This window comes from Flavobacterium sp., assembly GCF_044339515.1.
Taxonomy (GTDB): domain Bacteria; phylum Bacteroidota; class Bacteroidia; order Flavobacteriales; family Flavobacteriaceae; genus Flavobacterium.
The window spans coordinates 39,986-64,505 of sequence record NZ_JBIIVK010000002.1 but is presented as its reverse complement, the minus strand read 5'-3'; the positions used below and the strand labels follow the sequence as shown (position 1 = coordinate 64,505).

The window sequence follows — 24,520 nt, the reverse complement described above, 5'->3', positions numbered from 1 at the left end:
ATGAATTTAAGAACTTCAATTATTCCATCAAAATCAACTTTTGTTGGCTGCAAAAATGAGATAGACAAAAAGGCTATTTGTATTTTTGCCGCAACAGGTTTTTTTTTGGATCAAGATACTTATTTTAAAGAACTTAAAGTTCTCAAATCAGCTTTTGATTATTCTTTAGATGAGCAAAACATTGTTTCAGAGAATTGTTATTTTAAATGGCATTATTCCCCAATTGAAAGACCTTTTGAACAAGTTGTAAATGAATTTGCAATACTTTTTGAAACGATTATCAATGAACAAGTGGGTGATAAAAAAGTTATTCTGCCTCTTTCCGGCGGATTGGATAGCAGAACACAAGCAGCAGCACTTCTTCATTTAAAAAAAAATGTTGTGAGTTATAGTTACAAATTTGAAAATGGACTTAACGAAACTTATTTTGCCCAAAAAATAGCCCAAGTTTGCCAGTTTCCATTTGAGAAATGGGTTATACCAGAAGGGTATTTGTGGAAAGATATAGAAATAATCGCAACAATTAACCAATGTTATACGGAGTTTACACATCCTCGACAAGCAGCAGTTGTAAATAAGTTTTCCAATATGGGAGATGTTTTTTGTCTTGGTCATTGGGGCGATGTTCTTTTTGATGACATGAAAGTTGATGATCACTTATCTCTTGATGCTCAGGTTGACTTAATGGTAAAAAAAGTGTTAAAAAAAGGGGGATTAATTTTAGGCAGAAAGCTATGGGAATCATGGCGACTGGAAGGCGATTTTGACAATTATTTGAAAGAAAGAATTAGCTTTTTATTAAAAGAAATAGACATTCCTAGTAATGCTAATTCTCAAATTAGAGCATTCAAAAGTTTGTTTTGGGCTCCAAGATGGACTAATGTTAATTTATCTTTTTTTGAATCAGTGAAGCCGATTACATTACCTTATTTCGATAATAGGATGTGTGAATTTATTTGTTCTGTTCCTGAAAAATATCTATTAGGTCGACAAATTCAAATTGCTTATATAAAAATGAGAAATCCGGCTTTAGCAAAAATTGCTTGGCAAGATCATAGACCTTTTAATTTATATAATTTTCATTGGAATAAGCATCCCTGGAATTTACCTTATCGAATGTATAAAAAAATAGATAGAGAATTCATTACTAAAAATAAGGTAGTTAACAATTATGAAAATCAATTTTTAGGCATAGAAAATGATGAAAATTTAAGATATTGGTTGTTCGATAATACTTCTTTTATCAATTTTATTAATCCTGAGTTAACTAAAGAAATTTATGATAAGTTTAAAAACGAGGATCACCTAAAATATTCTCATCCAATAAGCACACTTTTAACCTTATCTTTGTTTTCAAAGCTGATTTCTGATGAAAAAGTATAAAATAGCTATTCATTGTGGAGAAATTCCACCACCAACATTTATCGATAGACTGATAAATGGATTGGCTACTGAAAATCAAAAAATACTTTTAGTGGGGAGATTAACAAAAAAAGTTTCCTATCCTTCTAAGCGAATTAAAATTGTTGGCTTTTCTGGAAGAATAAGTAAATTTATTTTAGTATTTAAATACTCAATATTACTTTTTCTTTTTCAAGATGAAAACAAAAAAAAAATTGATCAATGGATAAAATTAAATTCTAAAAACTCAATTTTACTAAAAATACGATACTATCCTGTTTTATATTACAAACCGGATATATTACATGTACAATGGGTGAAATCAATCGCTGATTGGATTTGGGTCAAAGAATTCGGAATAAAGCTAATCGTAAGCCTTCGGGGTGCTCATATCAATTATACACCAATTTGCGAACCAAAATTTGCAGCTATTTATAAAGAAGTTTTTCCGTCTATTGATGGATTTCATGGTGTTTCAAATAAAATCATAGTGGAAGCTACAAAATATAATGCTAATCCTGAAAGGAGTTTAGTGGTCTACAGTGGATTAGACTTACAAAATATCATTTTTAATGAAAGTAAACCTCAAACCGATACACTTCAAATCATTTCTATCGGTAGAAATCACTGGAAAAAGGGTTATAGATATGCTTTGGATGCGATGCGAATAGTAAAAAATCAGAATATTAAATTTACTTACACAATTGTAGGTGTTGATATAGACGATGAACTTTATTTTCATAGGAAGCAAATAGACTTAGTTGATGAAGTTTGTTTTATTCCAAAGCTGGAATTCGACCAAGTAATGGAAAAGATTCGAAATTCAAGTTTGTTACTTTTACCCAGTTTAGAGGAAGGAATAGCCAATGTTGTTTTAGAAGCCATGGCTTGCGGAACCATTGTAGTCTCAACAGATTGCGGGGGGATGAATGAAGTTATAAAGAATAATGAAAATGGTTTTTTAGTTCCTATCAGAAATCCAGATGAAATGGCACTCGCAATCTTAAAGGTGACACAACTTTCTGAAAATGACAGTTTAAATATGCGATTATTAGCCAGAGAGCAAATTGAAAAAAATCATTCTAAAGAAAAAATGATTCAAGATATGATAACGCTTTATAACAAAACCTATGAGTCTTAAAGTAAATAATCGTATCGGTTTGGTTTTGCCCAATATTCCGGCCTATTCCGAAACTTTTTTTAATTCTAAAATACAAGGTCTTCAAGAAAATGGTTTTGAAGTTATAATTTTTTCTAATAGTAAAACACGTAATAAACATAAATCGTGTAAAACTTTTTTTTCTCCTGATTTTACTTTTAGAATTTCCTTATTTTTAGAAATTATTTTCATCATTTTCAATTGTTTATCGAATTTTAAATCCGCTTTTAATCTATTCAAATTAAATAGAAAAGATGGTTTCAGTTATAAAGATTCATTTAAAAATGTTTTTATAAATAGTCATTATCTACCTCATAAACTTACATGGTTGCATTTTGGTTTCGGAACTATGGCTTTACAAAGTGAAAATGTTGCAGAAGCTATTAATGCGAAAATGGCAGTTAGTTTTAGGGGTTTTGATTTTTATATTTATCCTGCAAAATTTCCAAATTGTTATAATTTATTGTTTTCAAAAAAAGTGAAGTACCATGTTTTATCTGAAGAAATGAAAAATACTTTGATAGAAAAAGGGATTTCTAGCAGTGTAATTAAAAAGATTACACCTGCAATAAATATTGATTTCTTTTACCCTGAGACCAAAGTTAAAAAAACGAACACCTTTCAGTTTATAACAGTTGGTCGTCTTCATTGGATAAAGGGATTAGAACACACATTAGAAGCTTTTTCGATTTTAAAAAGGGAAAATATTCCATTCCATTATACTATAATTGGTGAAGGAGTTGAAGAGGAAAAACTCAGATTTGCACTACATCAATTAGAGATAATCGAAAACGTTACATTTGCAGGTAGAATTTCTCATGAAAAAGTGAGAGAATATTTAGATGGAAGTGATTTTTATGTTCAATATAGTATTCAGGAAGGTTTTTGTAATGCTGTTCTTGAGGCCCAATGCATGGGATTACTTTGCATAGTAAGTGATGCAGATGGACTGATTGAAAATATTTTAAACGAAAAAACAGGTTGGGTAGTTCCCAAGAGAAATCCAATTTTATTGGCTAAGAAAATGAAAGATATTATTGAACTGAGTGAAGAATCCAAAAACGAAATCAGACTAAACGCAATAGAAAGAGTTAAAAAAGAGTTTAATTTGACTGAGCAAAAGGTAGCGTTTGACAATTTTTATAAAGACAAATAAGGAATAAATTATGCTTTTTAATTCCATTCAATTTTTTTTTTTTCTACCTCTTGTCTTCATGCTTTATTGGATGCTACAAAAGCAAAAATTGGCATGGCAAAACGGCTTACTTTTGGTAGCAAGTTATTATTTTTACGCTTGCTGGGATTGGCGTTTTCTTTTTTTATTGATGTTTTCAACAGGCTTAGATTATTTTGCTGGTTTAATGATGCAAAAAGCAAAAAATGATGCAAATAGAAAATTTTGGTTTTGGTTAACGATTTCTGTAAATATTGGCTTTTTAGGAGTTTTTAAGTATTATAATTTCTTTCTTGATTCGTTTGCAGATTTGATAAGTAATTTCGGTTTTCAAGTTCATTATTCCACACTAAATATTATTCTGCCTGTTGGAATTTCATTTTATACATTTCACGGACTTTCTTATGTAATTGATATTTACAAAAGAAGAATCGAACCGGAACATAATTTTGTTGAATATGCTTTATTTGTAAGCTATTTTCCACTTCTGGTAGCCGGACCTATTGAAAGAGCAACTCATTTACTGCCTCAAATCAAGAAAAAAAGAAGTTTCGATTATTCGAAAGCTATTCAAGGTGTGAAACAAATTATTTGGGGACTATTCAAAAAAGTCGTAATTGCCGATAATTGTGCCTTTTTTGTCAATCAGATTTTTGATAATACTGCAAATTATTCTGCACCGGAATTGTGGCTGGGCAGCATTCTGTTTGCGTTTCAAATTTATGGAGACTTTAGTGGTTATTCAGATATAGCCTTGGGAACCTCAAAATTATTTGGAATGGATTTACTTCGAAATTTCAATTTTCCGTATTTTTCTAAAGATATTGCCGATTTTTGGAGACGCTGGCATATTTCGCTTTCTACTTGGTTTAGAGATTATTTATACATCCCATTAGGTGGAAGCAAAGGTTCAAAATGGCAAAGTGTGAGAAATACATTCATCATTTTTTTAGTTAGCGGATTTTGGCATGGTGCAAATTGGACTTTTATCATTTGGGGTCTCATTCATGCGTTACTTTTTCTGCCTTTACTTTTATCAAATTCGAATAGAAGTTCTCTAGCAAATTCAAATTACAGTTTGAAAGATTTTCCAAAAATACTCATCACTTTTGCTTTTGTATGTTTGGCTTGGGTATTTTTTAGAGCTGATAATTTAACTGAATCATGGAATTACATCAGCGGTATGACAAACTTTAATGATTTTAGTGTTCAGTTTTTTTATAAAAATTCGAAATATAGTTTGATTTCTTTAATCTGTCTAATATCAGTAATTTGGTTGGTAATTACAGAATGGAGAAATGTTAAAAGAAATAATTACGAAATCCAACTCTCCAAATATAATTTGTTTATCTTGCTTTTGATGATTTTCTTTATGGGATCTTTTAAAAATCAAATGAGTTTTATTTACTTTCAATTTTAATTAAATGAATAAATTTTTAAAAAAAATAATGATTTATGGTTTGGCGAGTTTTATTGTATTGAACCTGATTGCCTTTTTAAGTCTTTATTTTTTAGGTAATTCATGTTTTTATAAGCAACAATTTGTCAAAAATGGAGTAAAGAATAAGAGTTTTGATTATGTGGTGCTCGGTTCAAGTACAGGTTTAACCACATTAGATACTAAATTAATAGATTCAATTACGAGCAAAACTGGTTTAAATATTAGTATTGATGATTCCGGATTGAGCTCACATTTTTTAATGTTACAAGAATTTTATGCCTCAGGAAAGAAAACGGATTTATTAGTTTTAAGTGTTATGCCGGATGATTTAGAAAATAAAAAACCACAAATTAATAATAATGATTATCGTTTTATGCCAGATTTGTGGGATGAAAACGTAAGTGTTTTTTTTAAAGAAATTGAGGGAAAGGATAAATGGATCTACACCACTTCTAACTATTTCCCTATTGTAGGAACTAGTTATTTCAATTCAGAATTATTTTTTCCCGGTATTTTATCAATAATTCAACCTAAAAAGCGAAATTTATTTGATGATAAAGGTAATTACAGTTATCCGATTAACCGCAAAGTCATAAATTCTCCGGATTTAAATTCAAAAGTTATAAACGTTAATTTATATAATCCATATTTGTATAAAATTATTGATTTTTGCCATTCTAATGATATTAAGTTGCTTTTATATCAATCACCAATGCTAAATGTAAATTTCAAGTTTCCACAAAATATAAAGATTTTAAATCATTCCTCCCTTTTTAATTCGTCGGATTTATTTTTTGATTATATTCACGTAAATAAAAAAGGCAGAAAAATTTGTTCTGAACAATTTTCTATTTTTTTGAATAAACAAATGAGTGATTCGATAGAACCCTTACAAAATGATTTTTAATTTTATAAAATATCAAATACCAATTTGGTATTATAATCTCAAACCATACGCTGATTTTGGCTACTTTCCTACTGAAAAACAATTAGAAGAAAATCACTATTTTTTAGAAAAAGACACTCGCTATTTTTCTGAAGAAAGTAGGAAAAGAGATTTAGCATGGACAGCATTTCAATCCGGATTCATTAATAAAAAGTATGAACCAGGTTTAAATGTTTGGGAGAATTTACAATTGCCAATAGCAGATGAATATTTGTTTTTGAAAAAAAATTTTCATAAAGCTTGGGTTTTTTATGTCCTTATAATAAGAATTTTAACATTTAACAATCCAATTAAAGAGGTTTTAGCATTTTTAAAACATAAAAATGTCAATCGACAAGAATATTCTAAACAAATTTTTGTGTATGCTGATTACAATAATTTTAAAAGTATTCTTGTAAATTCAAATCCTTTGGTATCCGTTGTAATACCTACGTTAAATCGTTACCAATATTTGAAGGATGTCTTCATAGATTTAGAAAAACAAACGTATAAAAATTTTGAAGTTATTGTTGTCGATCAAACCGATAATTTTAAAGAAGAATTTTATAAAGGATGGAATTTGAATTTAACATTTTGGTTTCAAAAAGAAAAGGCACTTTGGAAAGCCAGAAATGAAGCTATTCAGCATGCAAAAGGGGAATTAATTTTGTTGTATGATGATGATTCTTTAGTTGATGAGAATTGGATAGAAGAACACTTGAAATGCCTCGATTATTTTAAAGCGGATTTATCATCCGGGGTTTCAATTAGTCTAATTGGTGCGGATGTTCCCAAAGATTACAGTTATTTTAAATGGAGTGCTCAATTAGACACTGGTAATGTGTTAATTAAAAAAGACATTTTTAATAAAATTGGTTTTTTTGATTTACAATTCGAAAAACAACGAATGGGTGATGGTGAATTTGGATTACGTTGCTATTTAAATGGATTTAAAAACATTTCTAATTACAAAGCCAAACGTACACATTTAAAAGTAAGTGAGGGTGGATTAAGACAAATGGGTAGTTGGGATGGATGGAGACCTAAAAAACTCTTCGGCCCAAGGCCTGTTCCAAGTGTATTATATCTTTCAAGAAAATATTTTGGAAATAAATTAAGTATACTTTTACTATCAAAAGAAATAATCCCTTCACTTTCGTCTTATAAATACAAAAAAAATAAGTTTATAAAGACTTTGTTGTTTTTATTTTCGATATTTTTATTGCTATTAATTGTGTGGCAGATTAGTATTTCTTGGAAAAAGGCATCTAAAATGTTAAATTCTTAGGATAATGTTTAATCAATTTAATTTTTTTTTTTCAGACTGTAAAAGAATGCTTGGTAAAAACAAGGCAAGAATCATTATTTTATGGATGTCTAGAACTTTTGTCGGATGTTTCGTCTATAGGTTTGAGAGGGCGTTGTTTTTATTTTTTGGGAATAAATATAAATATATCAGAATAGTATTTTATCCTTTCATTAACTTATTACAAGTGTATACAAATATGGATATACATTATAGAGCTGATATAAAAGGAGGTCTACTAATTCTACATCCTGCAATGGGCATCGTGATTTCAGGAAAAGTAACTATAGGTAAGAATCTTACGCTCGTTGGCGGGAATGTAATAGGTTTTAGCACCGGAATTAATAATCCATTTATAATTGGAAATAATTGTAGTTTAGGAGCAAATGCTGTTATAATTGGGCCAATTATATTGGAAGATGAAATAAAAATAGGTGCCTCGGCATGTGTAATTAAAAACTGCATAAACAAAGGTGTAACCTTAGTTGGTGTTCCGGCAAAAGAAATTAATAAAGCTTAAAAGTAAATGAAAATAATTCAAGTGATAGATCAACTTAATGTTGGGGGGGGAGAAAAGGTTTTTGTTGATATGTGTAATATTTTGAATAAAAATAATATAGAAGTTTCCGCTATGTTTTTACTTGAAGCAGGCGTATTAAGAACTCAATTAGATTCCAACATTCCTTATTTTGAAGTAAAGCGTATTAAAAAATGGAGTTTAAAAAAAATTCAATATTGCAGCTTAATTCTTAATAAATTTGACATTATTCATTGTCATTTCAGACATGTTTACAGATACATTTCTTTGGTAAATTTATTGTTTCCCATAAAAGGGAAGATAATTTTTCATGATCATTATGGTCTAATTGAAAAAGATACAAAAGTTCCTTTTCTTTTTTCAACGTTATTCAAGCCAAACTATTACATTGGCGTAAGTAAGACCCTAACATATTGGGCTGAAAAAAAATTGAAAGTACATAAAGATAGAATTTTTAAGCTTGAAAATATTATTATAAAAACTGAAACTATTGAGTTGTCTGATAAGAAGTTTGATTTCATATTAGTGTCAAACATTAAACCAATTAAAAATAATATTTTTGCTGTAAAATTAGCAAAGAAACTAAACAAGTCTTTATTACTTGTTGGTCAGAATCAAAATGATAACTATTTTAATGAACTCAGTAATTTAGCTAACGAAAGTAACGTTGTTGTTGAAACTAATATTACAAATGCTCAAATTATTCTACAAACTGCCCATTTTGGGCTTCATACCTCTCTGTCGGAGACTGGACCATTAGTGTTAATTGAATACATTGCACACAAACTTCCATTTTTAGCATTTGAAACCGGTGAGGTTTCTATTACTTTAAAAAAATATTTTCCAGATTTTTTTATAAATTCATTTGAAATAGATGAGTGGGAGGAAAGAATAAGTCTAATACAAAGTAAACAATATCAAGATGATCTTTTTGATAAAGTTTTTGAAATGGAATTCGGAGAAAAAAAATATTTTAGTGATTTAATAGAAATTTATTTATGCGTCAACAAAAAAAATTAACAATTGTCTCTGATACTGCAATGTTTAGAAATGATAATGAGTCTTTCGCTTTTGGTCCCGTTGTGCGAGAGTTGGAATACATTGAAGATCTTTTTGATGAGATTACATGGATTGGATTTGATAGAAGTGACAAAGTTGGAGATTTATCGTTACAAAAAATAAAGTCACAAAAAATAAAAATAATAACTTTAAAAAATGTTGGTGGTAGTGGTTTATTAAGTTTATGCAATATAATTCTTCAGTATCCAAAGATGTATTGGATAATTACAAGGCAAATTAGTAAATCAAACATAATACATACTCGAGCACCATCTCATCCGGCTTTAATTGCTATAGTATACTCCTTTTTTAACAAAAAAAATAAAATATGGTGGAATAAATATGCGGGTGATTGGGGGCAAATAAACACATCTATTTCCTATGGGTTTCAAAGGAAAATCTTAAAGTTAGCTAAATTTTCTAGGGTAACAATAAATGGTTTTTGGCCTGACCAACTAAAACATTGTTTTTCATTTGAAAATCCATGTTTAACAGAAACGGACATAAATAATGGAGAAATTATTGCTAATAAAAAAATGTTTTCTCCTCCGTTTGTATTTTCTTTTGTTGGAAGATTTGATAATGTAAAAGGTGTTTCAATTTTATTGGAGGCACTAAAAGATATTCCTTATGAAATGATTGATAAAATTCATTTAATAGGCGACGGACAAAATTTGAATAAAAACAAAAAAGAAGCACGGGAATTAGGGGATAAAGTAATATTTCATGGTTTTTTACCAAAGAAAGAACTTCATAATTTTGTAGCAAGTTCACATTTTTTGTTATTACCAAGTAAAGCGGAAGGATTTCCCAAAGTAGTTGCTGAAGCAGCTTGCTATGGTGTAATACCTATTGTTTCTGATGTAGGAAGTATTTCCCATTACATCAATTCGTCTAATGGATTTATATGGCCTATTAACGGTGATATTTCTTATGAAAAAATTTTATCATTGGCTGTAAATACAAATAGTCTAGAGCTTAAAGAAAAATCAAAAAGTATTCTTAGTGTTGCCAAATTGTTTACTTTTGAAAATTATAAAAATAAACTGGAAAAATTTATTTTTTCTAATTTTTCTTAATCACTAGATAGAATGAAATACGCAGTAAGTAAGTATTTTTTACTGATAGGACTACATATCATTTTGGCTTTTTTGGTATTCAACTTAAAAATTGTTTCTTTAATATATTTTATAGTTGTTTTAGTTTTTGGAGTAGTTTATACAATGATAAATAAAGATAAAAATAATGAAGCTCTTTATTTTGCAGCGTATTTTGTTGGTATTGAAGTGTTTTTACGAATGACCAAAGGAATGGTATTTTATGAAACTGGTAAATATTCGGTGATTTTATTTATGTTACTGGGTATGTTTTACAGAGGAATTAATAAATCTGCGGGATACTATTTTGTATACATATTGCTTCTTTTGCCTGCTATAGTAATAACAGTTCAGGATTTAAGTCATGAATATGATATCAGAAACGCTATCATGTTTAATCTTTCAGGGCCTATTTGCCTCGGAATCAGTGCAATGTATTGTGCGGAAAAGAAAATTTCAATTCAAAGAATTATAAATGTTCTTTTTATTATGGGTTTACCTATTGTTACAACATCAGTATATTTATTCTTATACACCCCTAATATTAAAGAAGTAGTTACAAATACAGGTTCAAATTTTGCTACCTCAGGAGGTTTTGGTCCCAATCAGGTATCAACAATTTTGGGATTGGGTATCTTTGTTTTCTTTGTTCAAATCTTATTTAATTCAAAAAATAGATTGCTTCTAATTATTAATACAATATTGTTAGGCTTAATTACATATAGAGGATTGATTACTTTTTCTAGAGGAGGTATAATAACGGCTCTTATCATTATCATAATTCTTGTTATTGTAATTTCATACATTATAAATAACAATGGAAAAAGAAAGTTAATTTTAACAATGATGACCGGAGTTTTTTTTGGTATCGGAATATGGGTTTACAGTTCATTTCAAACGGGCGGGTTAATAGAAAACAGATACAAAAATGAAGATTCTTTGGGAAGAAAAAAGGAATCATCTTTTACTGGTAGAGAAAATCTTATTAATTCCGAATTGCAAATGTTTTATAAAAATCCTGCGTTTGGAGTTGGAGTTGGGAGAAATAGAGAGATAAGAGAGGATGAATTAGGAATATCGGCAGCATCACACAATGAATTGTCCAGAATTTTAGCAGAACATGGCACTTTTGGCATTTTTGGTCTGTTTATCTTGATTATCATTCCTTTAACCCTGTTTAACGTAACTAAAGAAAATATTTTTGTACTATCTTTTTTTGTTTTTTGGGCACTGACTATTAATCATGCTGCTATGCGTACTGCCGCACCCGCGTTTATATATGCTCTTTCGCTAATAAAAGTATCTTTTGATGAAAAAACTACTTTATATAGGTAATAAACTTTCTTCACACGGTAGTAATATTTCAACTATTGAAACACTTTCTCCTTTACTGGAAAATGAAGGATTTATTGTTATAACTTCTTCATCGCAAAAAAATAAGTTAATTAGATTTTTATGTATGTTAAAAGCCACATTACTAAGTGCCTATAAAGTAGATTATGTAATTATTGATACTTACAGTACATTAAATTTTTGGTATGCTTTAGTTATTAGTCAATTATGTAGACTATTGAATTTAAAATATATTCCCATTCTTCATGGGGGAAAATTACCAGAAAAAATCGATAATTATCCATTTTTAACCTCTTTGATTTTTAAAAATGCTTATTACAATAGCGTTCCATCAAAGTTTCTATTTTCTAAATTAGAAACAAAATCATGGAAAAATTGTATTTATATTCCTAATCAAATTGAAATTGAAAAGTATTCATTTATAGAAAGAAAAAGTTTTATGCCCAAACTATTATGGGTTCGCTCATTAGGATCAATTTATAATCCGACTATGGCGATTGATGTTGTGGAAAAATTAAAAATTTATTTTCCGGATATTCAATTATGTATGGTTGGCCCTGAAAATGGCATAACAATTGAAAACTTAAAAAAATATGCACAAAATAAATCGTTAGAGATTGTTTTCACCGGAAAATTATCAAAAACAGATTGGATTAAACTTTCTGAAAGCTACGATATTTTCATTAACACTACTCATTTTGACAATACCCCGGTAAGCCTAATCGAAGCTTTAGCTCTCGGATTACCTGTTGTTTCCACAAATGTTGGAGGTATTCCTTATTTGGTCAGAGATAAAGAAACGGCTTTATTAGTAAATGATTCTGACAGTCAAGCTATGGCAGATGCTATCAATGAGTTAATTAAATCTCCCGAATTAGCAAAAGAATTAGCAGCTAATGGAAGAAAATTAGCAGAACAATTCGATTGGCAAATTGTTAAAAACCATTGGAAAGAAATTTTAAAATAGCCGAGAAAATCTTCTTAAAATTGTTAAATTGCACCTTCAATTCAACAGCCATAAAGAATGAAAGGAAAGAAGAAAATTCATTTTGAAGTTTCAGAGAGAAAAATTCTTCTCAGGGTTTTCGACGTGCTGTTTGTCCTATTAATGCTTTACATTGTTGGTATAATTTTTAATTTCGATTATTTTTATATCACTCCTTCAAATTTTTATTGGACTATTGTATTAGGTGGTTATGTATTATTGGTTGGATCAGTATTTGAAATGTATAACCTACAAGTTGCCAGTAATCAATTTCAAGTCATTAGAAGCATTGTTTTGACTTCGTCAACAACAGTTTTGTTTTATCTGTTGACACCAATTTTTACACCTGTTCTTCCTTCTAACCGTATTCAGATTTTGTATTTTTTTCTTGCTATTTTTTTGGCTTTACTTCTTTGGAGAATGTTTTATCAAAAATATTTAGCATCACATCGCTTCGAAAAAAAAGTAATATTAATTTCTGAAAAAGAATTAGCTGATGAATTAATTTCTGGTTTAAAGAGTATAGACCCACATTATAATATCATTGCTTTTGTAAATACGGATGAAAGTTCTGATTTTAAAATTCTAAATAAGTCTGTCTCAATTCTTTCAGTGGACAATTTGCAAAAGTTTGTTTCAAAAAATTCGATATCAGAAATCGTTATTGCCACACAACGAACTGAAGAAATTACGGTTGAATTATATAATAAGTTATTATTGTTATTAGAAAACGGTTTTATAATAAAAGAATATACTCAAGTTTATGAGAATCTGACACAAAGAATACCGGTGCAATTTGTGGCAAGGGATTTTTATAAATATTTTCCATTTAGTAGAAGTAACCAAAATCAACTGTATTTACTCTTTGTTCGCTTTTTTGAAGTTATTATTGCCTTATTAGGAATTAGTTTGGGGTTAGTACTCCTTCCATTAATTCTAATTGGCAATGCAATTGGTAATAAAGGGAAATTATTTTACACGCAAATTCGAATCGGTAAAAATGGTGAAGAATTTCGAATTCTAAAGTTTCGTACAATGGTCAAAAATGCCGAGGCAGCCGGAGCAGTTTTTGCAACAACTAATGATGCAAGAATAACACCATTCGGAAAGTTTCTTCGAAAAAGTAGAATTGATGAATTTCCTCAGTTTATTAATATTCTTCTTGGAGAAATGGCCGTAATTGGTCCAAGACCGGAACGACCGGTGTTTGTTAATGAAATAGCAGAATTAATGCCGTTTTACCAAACCAGACACGTTGTCAAACCAGGTCTAACCGGCTGGGCTCAAGTCAATTATTCCTATGGCGATTCAATTGATGATAGTTTGATTAAACTTCAATATGATTTATATTACATTAAACATAGAAGTATCTTTTTGGATATTAATATCATGATTAAAACCATCAGTACAATTCTGTTTTATCGCGGACAATAATTACTTTTTCAAAATCCGAATTCTTAATCGAAAGAAAATTAATACTACCAAAATCAGTATCGGTAACATTAAAAATAAATGAGCTTTATTTAAAATGAAAAGAAGGTAAGCCGCAAAACAAAATAATATAAAGTAGAAAAAGCGATTAAACCAAACTACATTTTTCTTTACAAATGAAATAACTAATCCAATTAAAAATGGATTAAATAATAATACATTATAATTTTGTGAAATTTCTCTGTGTAGCGAAAAGAATCCTACCGTAGAAAGAAAAATTCCTAATAAGCCCAGAATTGTTAAAAAACTTAAATAAACTTTGTTTTGATTTGAAATTAATATCAAAACCAAAAATAGTATAAAAGTATAAATCGAATTCCACCACGATTTAGTTTGAATTGAATCGTTTTTTTCAAACAAAACCTCAGTTTTTAAAGCAATTTTTTCGTCATTAATTTTTGCAAGCTCTAAACTTTTCAGTAATTCAATCGGAAGAAAGAGTTGCTCCGCAGGTTGATCTGTTCGATAGCCAAACATAATATTAATACCCAACTTTTGATAAAATAGATTATCCATAAACGGATTCAAAACATGCCTATAACTTTCAGTTGTATTATCAATTTTAGTGAGAATTGGTTCTTTTATTTGATTGTGGATTTGATCTACGACCATCGTAGTACAATTTTTATCAATAAATTTATAGATATAAAACCGCTCCTCCGAATAAAGCATCTTTTCTAAGCTATCATACAATTCTTGCTTTTGAGATGGCGAGAGGTTCAACTCTTGCTCATAGACGCTTCTGTTTTCCATTCGATAGGAATATAAAAAAACTTCAAATGAGCCTTTGGCAACATGATATTCCAAATCACCTTTAACAAATTTTAAATAAAAATTGGGTGTGTCAAAGTCAAACATACCAAAATTATATACCGCATCCAGACTTTGTTTGTTATCCTGAATTCGAATGGCAGTATGACCAAAAATAGAATGTAATTCTTCACCACTTCCACAAGTCAAAATACTAATTTTTGCTCCGGAAGACAATGGATAATTTTGTCCGAAACTCAAAAAACTGCAAAATAATAAAAGAAGAAATTGTAATTTTATTTTCATACAATTTATCTAAAAATTCCTAAATCCACTTTTACGGAAAAAATATTGGAATACAAAGCAGCACTTTGGTCGCCAATATCTGTTAAGGCATAATCCACTTGAATGCCTTTATATTTAAATCCTAAACCGATATTAGGTTGAAATCCAATTTTTTCAGTATTGTCAATTTGTGTTACATTCTGAAAATTACCGACACCAGCACGTAGAAAAACTAAATCAGTATAACCAAATTCAAATCCTAGAGCGGGATCAATACTTACAAAGTCTGTAGCAATGATATCGTTAGTTTTAAAAAATTGCATATTCAAATTAAATGCAGCTAAAATCGAATAATCATAGCGGTATTCAAATTTTCTGGAAATTCCCAACTGAGCTTTAGGCAATGTAATTTCTGTACTCTCCGGTAAATCTTGATTTTCACCCGGAATGGCGTTAGCTATTTTTTCAAATTCTTCTTCGTCAATGTTCCAAATATTGTAAGTGGTAGTGATGTCTCGAACCATTAATCCAACTTTCCAATTGTCGCGTTCAAATTGAATTCCAATATCCAATCCAAATCCCCAAGAATTGGCAAATTCGCCTATAATTCTTCGAATCACTTTGGCATTTACACCATATTGCCAACCCGGAACTTGTAAACTTCTTGCGTACGAAAAAGTTGCTCCATAATCTGCAGTAGAAAATTTACTGATTCGGTTGTAGTCAATATTTCCTTCGCTGTCAATTAATTGGGTTGTGTTTAAAATGTCGTCTACTCCAAAACGAATTAAAGAAATTCCCCATGCACTGCGGTCGTCGATTGGCATAGCAAAAGCAGCATAATCATATTGGGCAATGTTGGCAAAATAACTAGCGTGCATCAATGCACCTTGACTGTCTTCCAAAAAAACCAATCCTGCCGGGTTCCAATAGCCGGAATTAACATCTGCTGTGCTAGCCGTAACGGCATTAGACATGCCCAATGCAGCGGCATCCACCCCAATACTCATAAATTCATTCGAGTATTTTCGCACAGCCTGACTGTTCGCCAAAAACGGAATCAGAATTAAAACAAAAAAAAGATTTTTTTTCAAAGCAAAATTTTATTTTCAAACAGCAAACGTCAATTTTTTTTCAAAAATAGGAATTTTTAGCTTGTATCATTCTATGATTTTACGAAATAAAAAATAATCAAAATAGATGACTAAAAATATCAATTAAAAAACGCACTTGTTTCTCACTTATTGTATTAAATTTGTTTTCAAACCTCAAAAGATGAATATAAAAGCAAAAATTCCTAATTTGATTACGTTACTCAACTTGTTATCAGGTTGCATAGCTCTGGTATTTGTAGCAAAAAACAACTTTGATTTGGCTTTTTTCTTTGTTTGTTTGGGTATATTTTTTGACTTTTTTGATGGTTTTTTTGCAAGAATTTTTAAAGTTCAAAGTCCGCTTGGTGTTCAACTTGATTCATTGGCCGACATGGTAACAAGTGGCGTGGTGCCTGGCTTTACTATGTTTCAATTAATATTTAAATACCAAAATGAAGGAATTTCAGTTCTGGATGCTTATTTTCCGGCGAACCATATTTTACCATTAGCCGGATTTATCATCACCCTAGGTTCCTGCTACCGTTTAGCAAAATTTAATATCGATACGCGTCAAACCGATTCTTTCATTGGATTACCTACACCGGCCAATGCTTTACTAATAATGAGTATTCCCGTAATCATGAATCACACGCAATTTGAAGATTTATATAGCATCCTAAGCAATCCTTATCTTTTAATTGGTATCGCTATTTTTAGTGCCTATATTTTAAATGCTGAAATACCGCTTTTCTCTCTGAAAATGAAGAGCTTTTCATGGCAAAACAGTAAATTCCAAATAATATTCTTGATTTTATCAGTCGTTTTGTTGGCAGTATTGCAAATAGTTGCTTTACCCTTAATTATACTACTTTATGTTTTGTTGTCGATTATTCAAAATAAAATGACCTCTTAAACGTTTTGTCTTTCTTTATTTATGGCAAAGCAAATCAAACGAAAACCGGCGACAAAAAGGCGTTCAACAAAGAAAAAAACTTTTTTTTCGGGTTGGATTATCAGTTTTATCATTACCTTTTTCATTCTACTAATCATAGGAATTACAGCTTATCATTACCGTGATGCTCTAGCTTACTATTTTAGTTTTCGTTCTAAACATGCGATTGAAAATAGCAATGCCACCAAAGTGGAAGAAGCCAGAATTTATCAGGTCTTAAAGCGTCATGATAAAAAAGTTTTTGGTTTTGATGTTTCCGAATACCAAGGAAAAATTAATTGGGAAGAAATTACAACCATTGAAGACACGTTTCAATTGAAGTTTGTTTTCGTCAGAGCTACCGCCGGAAAAGACAAAGTAGATCGCCGTTTTAAACAAAATTGGATAAAGGCTAAAGAAAATGGTTTTGTACGTGGAGCTTATCATTACTATCGTCCAAACGAAAATTCTATTGAACAAGCCACTAATTTTATAAAAACAGTTAAACTTAAAAAAGGCGATTTCCCTCCGGTTTTAGATATCGAAAATTTACCAAAAACCCAATCCATTGATAGTTTGAAAGTAGGGTTGAAGCGTTGGTTGAAGAAAGTGGAAAATCATTATAACGTGAAACCCATCATTTATTCCGGTGAAAGCTATTACAAAGATTTTTTAGCGGATGAATTCGACGGATACACCTTCTGGATTGCCAATTATAATTTTTTTGTAGAAGATATAAAAGACCATTGGACAATTTGGCAATTCACGGAAAAAGGAACGGTACCCGGTATTGAAGGACCGGTAGATATCAATATCTATAATGGAACGCCAAAAATGCTGAATTATATGCTGTTGCAGTAGAAATTAAAACTCTAATTTCTTTTTTCGCAATTCGAAATTTTGTCCTAAATAAACTTTTCTCACCATTTCATCGGCAGCCAAATCTTCCGGAATTCCGGCTTTCAAGATGCCGCCTTCAAACATTAAGTAGGTTTTGTCGGTAATGGCTAATGTTTCTTGCACATTGTGATCAGTAATCAGAATACCAATATTTTTATTTTTTAATTGAGCCACAATACGTTGAATGTCTTCAACAGCAACCGGATCAACTCCGGCAAAAGGTTCATCTAAAAGAATAAATTTAGGGTCAGTTGCCAAAGCACGAGCAATTTCAGTTCGACGGCGTTCACCACCAGATAATAAATCACCCCGATTGGTTCGAATGTGTTGCAAACTGAACTCATCAATCAAGCTTTCCATTTTTGCTTCTTGTTCCGCTTTGGAAAGTTTAGTGAGCTGCAAAACACTCAGAATATTATCTTCTATACTCAATTTTCTAAAAACAGAGGCTTCCTGAGCCAAATAACCAATACCGTTTTGAGCACGTTTATACATCGGAAAATCAGTAATTTCCATATTATCCAAGAATATTTTACCACTGTTAGGTTTTACTAATCCTACAATCATGTAAAAAGAAGTGGTTTTTCCGGCTCCATTAGGACCCAATAAACCCACAATTTCCCCTTGGTTTACTTCAACAGAAACACCTTTTACAACACTTCTGCCTTTGTAGGTTTTAACGATATTTTCGGCTCTTAATTTCATTTTTAGATGCTGAGTAGCTAAGTTACTGAGGTTCTGAGTTAAATTTTAATGCAAATAAACAAATTTAGCCCATTTAAACTTTAATATTAACAATAGATTATCTTATTTGCTATTTTCAAGAGCTTCCCAAAATTCATACGCTCTTCGTAAATGCGGAATTACAATGGTGCCACCAACTAATGTGGCAATTCCCATTGCTTCCATCATTTCTTCTTTGGTAATGCCGTGTTTATAGCTTGTCTCTAAATGGTATTTGACACAATCATCACATCGCAAAACAGCAGAAGCAACCAAACCTAATAACTCTTTAGTTTTTACGTCCAATGCACCTTCTGCATAAGCATTAGTGTCTAAATTGAAAATTCGTTTGATGACTAAATTATTGTCAGCCAACAGTTTTTCATTCATTTTTGAACGATAATCATTAAATTCCTTAACTAAATCTGACATTTTTTCTATTTTAAAGTGGATTGTTTTACTTCTTTTCTAACAACAACAGCACTAATTAAAATGCTAATTTCATATAAAATCATAATTGGTATTGCTACAATTACCTGGCTTATAACGTCAGGTGGAGTAATAATAGCAGATAAAATCAATACAATGATAAGTGCATATTTTCTATATTTTCTTAAAAAATTAGGAGTCACTAGTCCTAATTTGGTTAGAAAATAAATGAATATCGGTAATTCAAATAATAATCCACAAGCAATGGAAGATGTTTTAATCATGCTTGTATACGATTCTAAATTGAATTCATTCACAATTTCTGCACTGGCACTAAAAGAACCAAAAAAGAATACAGATAATGGTGTGATGATATAATAGCCAAACAAAACGCCAAGAAAAAATAGTAAAGAAGAAACAATGATAAAAGCTTTGGCATATTTTTTTTCTTTTTCATACAAAGCGGGACTTATGAACTTCCAAATTTCCCATAATATAAAAGGAAATCCGGCTACAAATCCAACTGTGATACAAGTCCAAATCAAAAAAGAAACCTGACCACCCATATTCGTGTTTTGAATAATAAACGGCATTTTTACGTTGCAAATATCGACACTTTCAACACCAAAAAACTGAGTAATCTTGCAGAAAAATTGATAGGTAATAAAGTTTGGATCTTTTGGGGCAAATAAAATTTGTTCAAAAATAAAATCGCTCACAAAAAAAGCCGCACAAGCAAGAATTAATATGGCAGAGGTGCTTCTTATTAAAAGCCACCTTAATTCTTCCAGATGGTCTAAAAATGACATTTCTTTCGGACTATTATCTGCCATTACACTATACCTTCTTTTAAAATGTCATGCAAATGAATCACACCTTTGTAAGTGTCATCTTCTGCTACAATTAATTGTGTAATCGAGAAATCTTCCATAGTATTTAATGCTTCAACAACCATATCGTTGGGTTGAATCATTTTTGGATTTTTGGTCATAATATCGCGAGCCTTAATACCGGTTATGGTTTCTGTCTTGCTCAACATTCTTCGGATATCTCCATCGGTAATGATTCCAATAATTTTGTCATTTTCAACTACAGCCGTAACACCCAATCTTTTTTCAGAAATCTCAAAAATAACAGTCTGAACATTAGAATCAGGAGCTACAGTTGGTTTTTTTGATTCATCCAACATGTCTTTCACACGAAGCAAAAGTTTTTTCCCTAAGGCTCCACCCGGATGATATTTGGCAAAATCTTCTCCTTTAAAATTTCGCATTTCCATTAAACAAACGGCTAAACAATCACCCATTACCAATTGTGCAGTAGTGCTGTTAGTGGGAGCCAAATTGTTCGGACAAGCTTCTTTTTCTACTGTAGTGTCTAAAACAAATTGTGAGTTTTTGGCTAAAAAAGAAGTCAAATTCCCAGTCATTGCAATTAAAGTATTACCAAATCGATTCAAAATCGGAACCAAAATTTTTATTTCCGGACTATTTCCGCTTTTCGAGATACAAATCACAACATCATCAGGTTGAACCATTCCTAAATCACCATGCACAGCTTCAGAAGCATGTAAAAACATCGACGGAGTTCCGGTGGAATTTAAAGTTGCTACAATTTTTTGAGCGATAATGGCACTTTTCCCAATTCCGGTAACAATTAAGCGGCCTTTTGATTGATAAATTAACTGAACACTTTCAACAAAATCATTTGTAAGTAAATCTGCCAATTTTGAAATGGCTTGACTTTCAATTAAAATGGTTTCTCTGGCAGTCGCTAAAATTTTTTCTTTTGTAATCAAAACGGATTATATATAAAATTTGTATGAATAAAAGAAAGTTGTATCTTTATGGATGCAAATTTAAAATAAAATACCCATACATAAGAATGAATCCCAACGAAATTGACATTCATAAGGAATTAAAAAAGTATTTTGGTTTTGATCACTTCAAAGGTCTTCAGGAACAAGTCATCAAAAGTATCCTGAATAAAACAAATACTTTCGTGATTATGCCTACCGGGGGAGGTAAATCATTGTGCTACCAACTTCCCGCATTATTTCAAAACGGAACAGCCATTGTTGTTTCTCCGCTGATTGCTTTAATGAAAAACCAAGTGGATGCTATACGAAGTGTTTCTTCGGAAGACGGTATAGCTCACGTTCTAAATTCATCTTTAACAAAGACAGAAATCAATCAAGTTAAAAAAGATATTGTTTCCGGCATTACAAAGTTGTTATACGTTGCACCAGAATCACTGGCAAAAGAAGAGTATGTAGAGTTTCTCAAGTCAGTTCCCATCTCATTTATTGCGATTGACGAGGCTCACTGTATTTCTGAATGGGGGCATGATTTTCGTCCGGAATACAGAAACTTAAAAAACATAATTAAACATTTAGGAAATGTTCCGGTGATTGGTCTAACCGCCACTGCTACACCCAAGGTGCAGGAAGATATACTTAAAAATTTGGACATGTCCGATGCCAAAACATTCAAAGCATCTTTCAATCGCCCGAATTTATTTTATGAAGTACGTCCGAAAACAAAAAATGTAGAATCGGATATTATTAAATTTATCAAACAAAATAAAGGTAAGTCAGGAATTATCTATTGCCTTAGCCGAAAAAAGGTAGAGGAAATCGCTCAAGTATTACAGGTGAACGGTATCAGTGCCGTTCCTTATCATGCCGGTTTAGATGCCAAAACCAGAGCGAAACACCAAGATATGTTTTTGATGGAGGATGTTGAAGTGGTAGTTGCTACAATTGCTTTTGGAATGGGAATTGATAAACCAGACGTTCGTTTTGTTATTCACCACGATATCCCTAAATCACTCGAAAGTTATTACCAAGAAACCGGTCGTGCCGGTCGAGATGGTGGCGAAGGCCATTGTTTAGCCTATTATTCGTATAAAGATGTAGAAAAACTTGAAAAATTCATGTCAGGCAAACCGGTTGCAGAACAAGAAATTGGATTTGCTTTGCTTCAAGAAGTGGTTGCTTATGCCGAAACTTCTATGTCAAGAAGAAAATTTCTGCTGCACTATTTCGGGGAAGAATTTGATAATGAAACCGGTGAAGGAGGCGATATGGATGATAATGTGCGTAATCCGAAACCAAAATCTGAAGCCAAAGATAATGTGGTCAAAGTGCTTCAAGTGGTTAGAGATACTAAACATTTATATAAGTCAAAAGAAATTGTTTTTACCTTAATGGGTAAGATTAATGCCGTAATTAAAGCTCATCGAACCGATTCTCAAGACTTTTTTGGTTGCGGGAGCGATAAAGACGAACGTTATTGGATGGCTCTTATTCGTCAGGTTTTAGTGGCCGGATTACTGAAAAAAGACATTGAAACGTATGGTATTTTAAAATTATCAGAAGAAGGTGCGGCTTATTTGAAAAACCCAACTTCATTCATGATGACAGAAGATCATGAGTACAGTGAGGAAGAAGACGATGCTATTGTTGCGGCTTCAAAATCCACCGGAACTGCTGATGAGGCTTTGATGGCGATGCTGAAAGATTTACGTAAAAAAGAAGCTAAAAAATTGGGTGTGCCTCCATTTGTGGTTTTTCAAGATCCATCGTTAGAAGACATGGCTCTAAAATACCCGATTTCGATTGAAGAACTTAGTAATGTGCATGGAGTTGGCGAAGGAAAAGCCAAAAAATACGGCAAACCATTTGTAGATTTAATCGCCCGTTATGTGGATGAAAATGATATTATTCGTCCTGATGATTTAGTTGTGAAGTCAACCGGAGCAAATTCTGCCAATAAATTATACATTATTCAAAATATTGATAGAAAGTTATCACTCGAAGATATTGCCAAAGCAAAAGGGCTTACGATGGATAATTTATTAAAAGAAATGGAACAAATTGTGTACTCAGGAACTAAATTAAACATCAAATATTGGATTGATGAGATTTTAGACGAAGACCAACAAGATGAAATTCATGACTATTTTATGGATTCCCAAACAGACAAAATTGAAGACGCTTTAAAAGAATTTGACGGCGATTATGATATTGAAGAATTGCGTCTGATGCGAATTAAATTCATTAGTGAAGTAGCAAATTAGTGTTCAGTAAGCAGTTTTTAGTACGCAGTTATTGAACACTAACAACTGCTTATTGCTCACTAAAAATCTCCCCTCGATGAGGTTTCAAAGCATCCCGAACCGCTATCATATTTTCGTCGGTAACCACCATAAATGCTATAGCGTGCATTTCGTTATACACCTCAAAACCCGTGATGTTCAGAAGAAGTTTTTCAGCAACAATGAATTCTTTTAAATGAATTTCATGATGCTCTGCTGTTTTTGCAGAAGTTGGACCTCTAAAATCCCAAATTAATTTTATCTTTCTGGACATTTTTTTAGTGCAAAAATAAATTCATTTTATGAAAAACTACTTCTTTGGTTTACTTTTATTTTCTTTTGGGATGAATGCACAAAAGCTTTCATTGGACCAAGCTAATCATTTGGCTTCATTACCTATCAAATGTTTGCAACAAGAATATCCCAATAAGTTGAATCAGTTATTGTTGGATTCTACAGAGATGCTTTCGCCCAAGCAATTGCATCCGGCTTTTTACGGTTGCTTCGATTGGCATTCGTCTGTGCACGGTCATTGGAGTTTGGTCTATTTATTAAATCATTTTCCTGATTTAGCTAATAAAAATGAAATTATTGACAAACTAAGAACTAATCTTTCAAAAGAAAATATTCAAGTTGAAATTAATTATTTTTCTAAAAATCATGAAAAATCATTTGAGCGAACCTATGGTTGGAATTGGTTACTAAAACTTCAATTGGAATTAGAAATTAGCAAAGAACCTTATGCGAAAGAATTAGCCAAAAATTTAAAACCGCTATCTGATTTAATTATTCTTCGTTATACCGAGTTTTTACCAAAATTACTCTATCCGGTTCGGGCAGGAACACACAATAACACTGCATTCGGACTAACATTTGCGTGGGATTATGCGGTTTATTCAAATAATTTATCTTTTCAAAATTTGATAATTGAAAATGCCAAACGATTATTTTTATCCGATGAAAATTGTCCTATCAATTGGGAACCTAGTGGCACCGATTTTCTCTCGCCTTGTATGGAAGAAATCGGAATCATGAGCCGCATATTATCGGAAAAAGAGTTTTTATTGTGGTTGAAAAAGTTCAATAAATCCATTTTTAAGAACGATTTTGACTGGGAAGTAGCTCGTGTATCTGATAGAACTGATGGTCATTTGGTTCATCTAGACGGACTAAATTTCAGCCGAGCTTGGAATTTTTATCATTTGATCAAGTTGTATCCAAAACAATTTTCTCACTTAAAGACATTAGCCGATAAACACCTTAATTTTTCACTTCCTTCTGTGGTGGATGGAAATTATGAAGTAGAACATTGGTTGGCTTCGTTTGCGTTGAGAGCTTTTGAAGAATTTGATTCTACAAATAAATAAATTACATTTGCTAA

The 24,520-nt window shown here is 31.2% G+C and carries 23 protein-coding genes; 16 read left to right on the top strand and 7 right to left on the bottom strand.

Annotated features, from left to right (window positions below; translation table 11 throughout):
- From ACIQ0M_RS00960 to ACIQ0M_RS00905, 12 genes are all read left to right on the top strand, one after another.
- Positions 1–1,383: an asparagine synthetase B family protein gene (locus ACIQ0M_RS00960; RefSeq protein WP_396148800.1), complete on the top strand. Its 1,383-nt coding sequence runs from the start codon at positions 1–3 to the stop codon at positions 1,381–1,383.
- Positions 1,370–2,542 carry a glycosyltransferase family 4 protein gene (locus ACIQ0M_RS00955; protein WP_396148798.1) on the top strand — a complete coding sequence of 391 codons (1,173 nt, stop codon included), beginning with the start codon at positions 1,370–1,372 and terminating at the stop codon, positions 2,540–2,542. The genes ACIQ0M_RS00960 and ACIQ0M_RS00955 overlap by 14 nt, the downstream gene beginning before the upstream one ends.
- Positions 2,543–2,909: 367 nt before the next feature.
- Positions 2,910–3,716: a glycosyltransferase family 4 protein gene (locus ACIQ0M_RS00950; RefSeq protein ID WP_396148796.1), complete on the top strand. Its 807-nt coding sequence runs from the start codon at positions 2,910–2,912 to the stop codon at positions 3,714–3,716.
- Between the two features lie 10 nt (positions 3,717–3,726).
- Entirely contained in the window at positions 3,727–5,154 is a 1,428-nt protein-coding gene (locus tag ACIQ0M_RS00945; RefSeq protein ID WP_396148794.1) for an MBOAT family O-acyltransferase, read from the top strand.
- Between the two features lie 4 nt (positions 5,155–5,158).
- Positions 5,159–6,082, top strand: coding sequence for a hypothetical protein (locus ACIQ0M_RS00940; protein ID WP_396148792.1), 924 nt, complete (start codon positions 5,159–5,161; stop codon positions 6,080–6,082).
- Positions 6,072–7,388, top strand: a complete 1,317-nt coding sequence (locus tag ACIQ0M_RS00935) for a glycosyltransferase family 2 protein (RefSeq protein WP_396148790.1) — start codon at positions 6,072–6,074, stop codon at positions 7,386–7,388. Before ACIQ0M_RS00940 ends, ACIQ0M_RS00935 begins: the two co-directional genes overlap by 11 nt.
- 217 nt (positions 7,389–7,605) lie before the next feature.
- A complete protein-coding gene (locus ACIQ0M_RS00930) occupies positions 7,606–7,926 on the top strand; it encodes a DapH/DapD/GlmU-related protein (protein ID WP_396148788.1) in 321 nt (106 codons plus the stop codon).
- A 6-nt stretch (positions 7,927–7,932) separates the two neighbouring features.
- Entirely contained in the window at positions 7,933–8,964 is a 1,032-nt protein-coding gene (locus ACIQ0M_RS00925; RefSeq protein ID WP_396148786.1) for a glycosyltransferase, read from the top strand.
- Entirely contained in the window at positions 8,943–10,082 is a 1,140-nt protein-coding gene (locus ACIQ0M_RS00920) for a glycosyltransferase family 4 protein (RefSeq protein ID WP_396148784.1), read from the top strand. The genes ACIQ0M_RS00925 and ACIQ0M_RS00920 overlap by 22 nt, the downstream gene beginning before the upstream one ends.
- A gap of 12 nt (positions 10,083–10,094) precedes the next feature.
- Positions 10,095–11,435 (top strand): O-antigen ligase family protein, encoded by a 1,341-nt coding sequence (locus ACIQ0M_RS00915; RefSeq protein ID WP_396148782.1) that lies wholly within the window; start codon positions 10,095–10,097, stop codon positions 11,433–11,435.
- Complete coding sequence (locus ACIQ0M_RS00910; protein WP_396148780.1) at positions 11,410–12,420, top strand: glycosyltransferase family 4 protein; 1,011 nt, start codon at positions 11,410–11,412, stop codon at positions 12,418–12,420. Before ACIQ0M_RS00915 ends, ACIQ0M_RS00910 begins: the two co-directional genes overlap by 26 nt.
- Positions 12,421–12,477: 57 nt before the next feature.
- Positions 12,478–13,872 carry an exopolysaccharide biosynthesis polyprenyl glycosylphosphotransferase gene (locus ACIQ0M_RS00905; protein WP_396148778.1) on the top strand — a complete coding sequence of 465 codons (1,395 nt, stop codon included), beginning with the start codon at positions 12,478–12,480 and terminating at the stop codon, positions 13,870–13,872.
- Here the strand turns inward: ACIQ0M_RS00905 and ACIQ0M_RS00900 are convergent, their stop codons facing one another.
- Positions 13,873–14,985, bottom strand: coding sequence for a DUF4105 domain-containing protein (locus ACIQ0M_RS00900; RefSeq protein ID WP_396148775.1), 1,113 nt, complete (start codon positions 14,983–14,985; stop codon positions 13,873–13,875).
- Between the two features lie 5 nt (positions 14,986–14,990).
- Positions 14,991–16,016 (bottom strand): PorV/PorQ family protein, encoded by a 1,026-nt coding sequence (locus tag ACIQ0M_RS00895; RefSeq protein WP_396148891.1) that lies wholly within the window; start codon positions 16,014–16,016, stop codon positions 14,991–14,993.
- Between the two features lie 223 nt (positions 16,017–16,239).
- On the opposite strand from ACIQ0M_RS00895, the gene ACIQ0M_RS00890 reads away from it, so the two are divergent.
- Positions 16,240–16,971 carry a CDP-alcohol phosphatidyltransferase family protein gene (locus tag ACIQ0M_RS00890; RefSeq protein WP_396148773.1) on the top strand — a complete coding sequence of 244 codons (732 nt, stop codon included), beginning with the start codon at positions 16,240–16,242 and terminating at the stop codon, positions 16,969–16,971.
- 21 nt (positions 16,972–16,992) lie between these two features.
- Positions 16,993–17,850: a glycoside hydrolase family 25 protein gene (locus tag ACIQ0M_RS00885; protein ID WP_396148771.1), complete on the top strand. Its 858-nt coding sequence runs from the start codon at positions 16,993–16,995 to the stop codon at positions 17,848–17,850.
- A 3-nt stretch (positions 17,851–17,853) separates the two neighbouring features.
- Here ACIQ0M_RS00885 and lptB read toward each other — a convergent pair whose 3' ends face one another.
- The 4 genes from lptB to ACIQ0M_RS00865 all read right to left on the bottom strand — a co-directional run bounded on the left by lptB (position 17,854) and on the right by ACIQ0M_RS00865 (position 20,839).
- Positions 17,854–18,594 (bottom strand): LPS export ABC transporter ATP-binding protein, encoded by a 741-nt coding sequence (gene lptB, locus ACIQ0M_RS00880; protein ID WP_396148769.1) that lies wholly within the window; start codon positions 18,592–18,594, stop codon positions 17,854–17,856.
- A gap of 102 nt (positions 18,595–18,696) precedes the next feature.
- Positions 18,697–19,044 (bottom strand): carboxymuconolactone decarboxylase family protein, encoded by a 348-nt coding sequence (locus ACIQ0M_RS00875; RefSeq protein ID WP_396148767.1) that lies wholly within the window; start codon positions 19,042–19,044, stop codon positions 18,697–18,699.
- 5 nt (positions 19,045–19,049) lie between these two features.
- The gene (tatC, locus tag ACIQ0M_RS00870; RefSeq protein WP_396148766.1) at positions 19,050–19,874 is read right to left on the bottom strand and encodes a twin-arginine translocase subunit TatC; all 825 of its coding nucleotides are present in this window, start codon (positions 19,872–19,874) and stop codon (positions 19,050–19,052) included.
- Entirely contained in the window at positions 19,874–20,839 is a 966-nt protein-coding gene (locus tag ACIQ0M_RS00865) for an SIS domain-containing protein (protein ID WP_396148764.1), read from the bottom strand. The genes tatC and ACIQ0M_RS00865 overlap by 1 nt, the downstream gene beginning before the upstream one ends.
- 86 nt (positions 20,840–20,925) lie before the next feature.
- Between ACIQ0M_RS00865 and recQ the strand changes: the two genes are divergently transcribed.
- Complete coding sequence (gene recQ, locus ACIQ0M_RS00860) at positions 20,926–23,121, top strand: DNA helicase RecQ (RefSeq protein WP_396148762.1); 2,196 nt, start codon at positions 20,926–20,928, stop codon at positions 23,119–23,121.
- 49 nt (positions 23,122–23,170) lie between these two features.
- On the opposite strand, the gene ACIQ0M_RS00855 is transcribed toward recQ, so the two are convergent.
- A complete protein-coding gene (locus ACIQ0M_RS00855) occupies positions 23,171–23,413 on the bottom strand; it encodes a hypothetical protein (protein ID WP_396148760.1) in 243 nt (80 codons plus the stop codon).
- A 28-nt stretch (positions 23,414–23,441) separates the two neighbouring features.
- Between ACIQ0M_RS00855 and ACIQ0M_RS00850 the strand changes: the two genes are divergently transcribed.
- Complete coding sequence (locus ACIQ0M_RS00850; RefSeq protein ID WP_396148758.1) at positions 23,442–24,506, top strand: DUF2891 domain-containing protein; 1,065 nt, start codon at positions 23,442–23,444, stop codon at positions 24,504–24,506.
- Positions 24,507–24,520 lie beyond the last annotated feature (14 nt).

What these genes read in the sequence shown, in the direction of transcription:
- ACIQ0M_RS00960 (WP_396148800.1), top strand. Translation starts at nt 1, where the DNA reads ATGAATTTAAGAACTTCAATTATTCCATCAAAATCAACTTTTGTTGGC.
- ACIQ0M_RS00955 (WP_396148798.1), top strand. Translation starts at nt 1,370, where the DNA reads ATGAAAAAGTATAAAATAGCTATTCATTGTGGAGAAATTCCACCACCA.
- ACIQ0M_RS00950 (WP_396148796.1), top strand. Translation starts at nt 2,910, where the DNA reads ATGGCTTTACAAAGTGAAAATGTTGCAGAAGCTATTAATGCGAAAATG.
- ACIQ0M_RS00945 (WP_396148794.1), top strand. Translation starts at nt 3,727, where the DNA reads ATGCTTTTTAATTCCATTCAATTTTTTTTTTTTCTACCTCTTGTCTTC.
- ACIQ0M_RS00940 (WP_396148792.1), top strand. Translation starts at nt 5,159, where the DNA reads ATGAATAAATTTTTAAAAAAAATAATGATTTATGGTTTGGCGAGTTTT.
- ACIQ0M_RS00935 (WP_396148790.1), top strand. Translation starts at nt 6,072, where the DNA reads ATGATTTTTAATTTTATAAAATATCAAATACCAATTTGGTATTATAAT.
- ACIQ0M_RS00930 (WP_396148788.1), top strand. Translation starts at nt 7,606, where the DNA reads ATGGATATACATTATAGAGCTGATATAAAAGGAGGTCTACTAATTCTA.
- ACIQ0M_RS00925 (WP_396148786.1), top strand. Translation starts at nt 7,933, where the DNA reads ATGAAAATAATTCAAGTGATAGATCAACTTAATGTTGGGGGGGGAGAA.
- ACIQ0M_RS00920 (WP_396148784.1), top strand. Translation starts at nt 8,943, where the DNA reads ATGCGTCAACAAAAAAAATTAACAATTGTCTCTGATACTGCAATGTTT.
- ACIQ0M_RS00915 (WP_396148782.1), top strand. Translation starts at nt 10,095, where the DNA reads ATGAAATACGCAGTAAGTAAGTATTTTTTACTGATAGGACTACATATC.
- ACIQ0M_RS00910 (WP_396148780.1), top strand. Translation starts at nt 11,410, where the DNA reads ATGAAAAAACTACTTTATATAGGTAATAAACTTTCTTCACACGGTAGT.
- ACIQ0M_RS00905 (WP_396148778.1), top strand. Translation starts at nt 12,478, where the DNA reads ATGAAAGGAAAGAAGAAAATTCATTTTGAAGTTTCAGAGAGAAAAATT.
- ACIQ0M_RS00900 (WP_396148775.1), bottom strand. Translation starts at nt 14,985, where the DNA reads ATGAAAATAAAATTACAATTTCTTCTTTTATTATTTTGCAGTTTTTTG.
- ACIQ0M_RS00890 (WP_396148773.1), top strand. Translation starts at nt 16,240, where the DNA reads ATGAATATAAAAGCAAAAATTCCTAATTTGATTACGTTACTCAACTTG.
- ACIQ0M_RS00885 (WP_396148771.1), top strand. Translation starts at nt 16,993, where the DNA reads ATGGCAAAGCAAATCAAACGAAAACCGGCGACAAAAAGGCGTTCAACA.
- lptB (WP_396148769.1), bottom strand. Translation starts at nt 18,594, where the DNA reads ATGAAATTAAGAGCCGAAAATATCGTTAAAACCTACAAAGGCAGAAGT.
- ACIQ0M_RS00875 (WP_396148767.1), bottom strand. Translation starts at nt 19,044, where the DNA reads ATGTCAGATTTAGTTAAGGAATTTAATGATTATCGTTCAAAAATGAAT.
- tatC (WP_396148766.1), bottom strand. Translation starts at nt 19,874, where the DNA reads ATGGCAGATAATAGTCCGAAAGAAATGTCATTTTTAGACCATCTGGAA.
- recQ (WP_396148762.1), top strand. Translation starts at nt 20,926, where the DNA reads ATGAATCCCAACGAAATTGACATTCATAAGGAATTAAAAAAGTATTTT.
- ACIQ0M_RS00855 (WP_396148760.1), bottom strand. Translation starts at nt 23,413, where the DNA reads ATGTCCAGAAAGATAAAATTAATTTGGGATTTTAGAGGTCCAACTTCT.
- ACIQ0M_RS00850 (WP_396148758.1), top strand. Translation starts at nt 23,442, where the DNA reads ATGAAAAACTACTTCTTTGGTTTACTTTTATTTTCTTTTGGGATGAAT.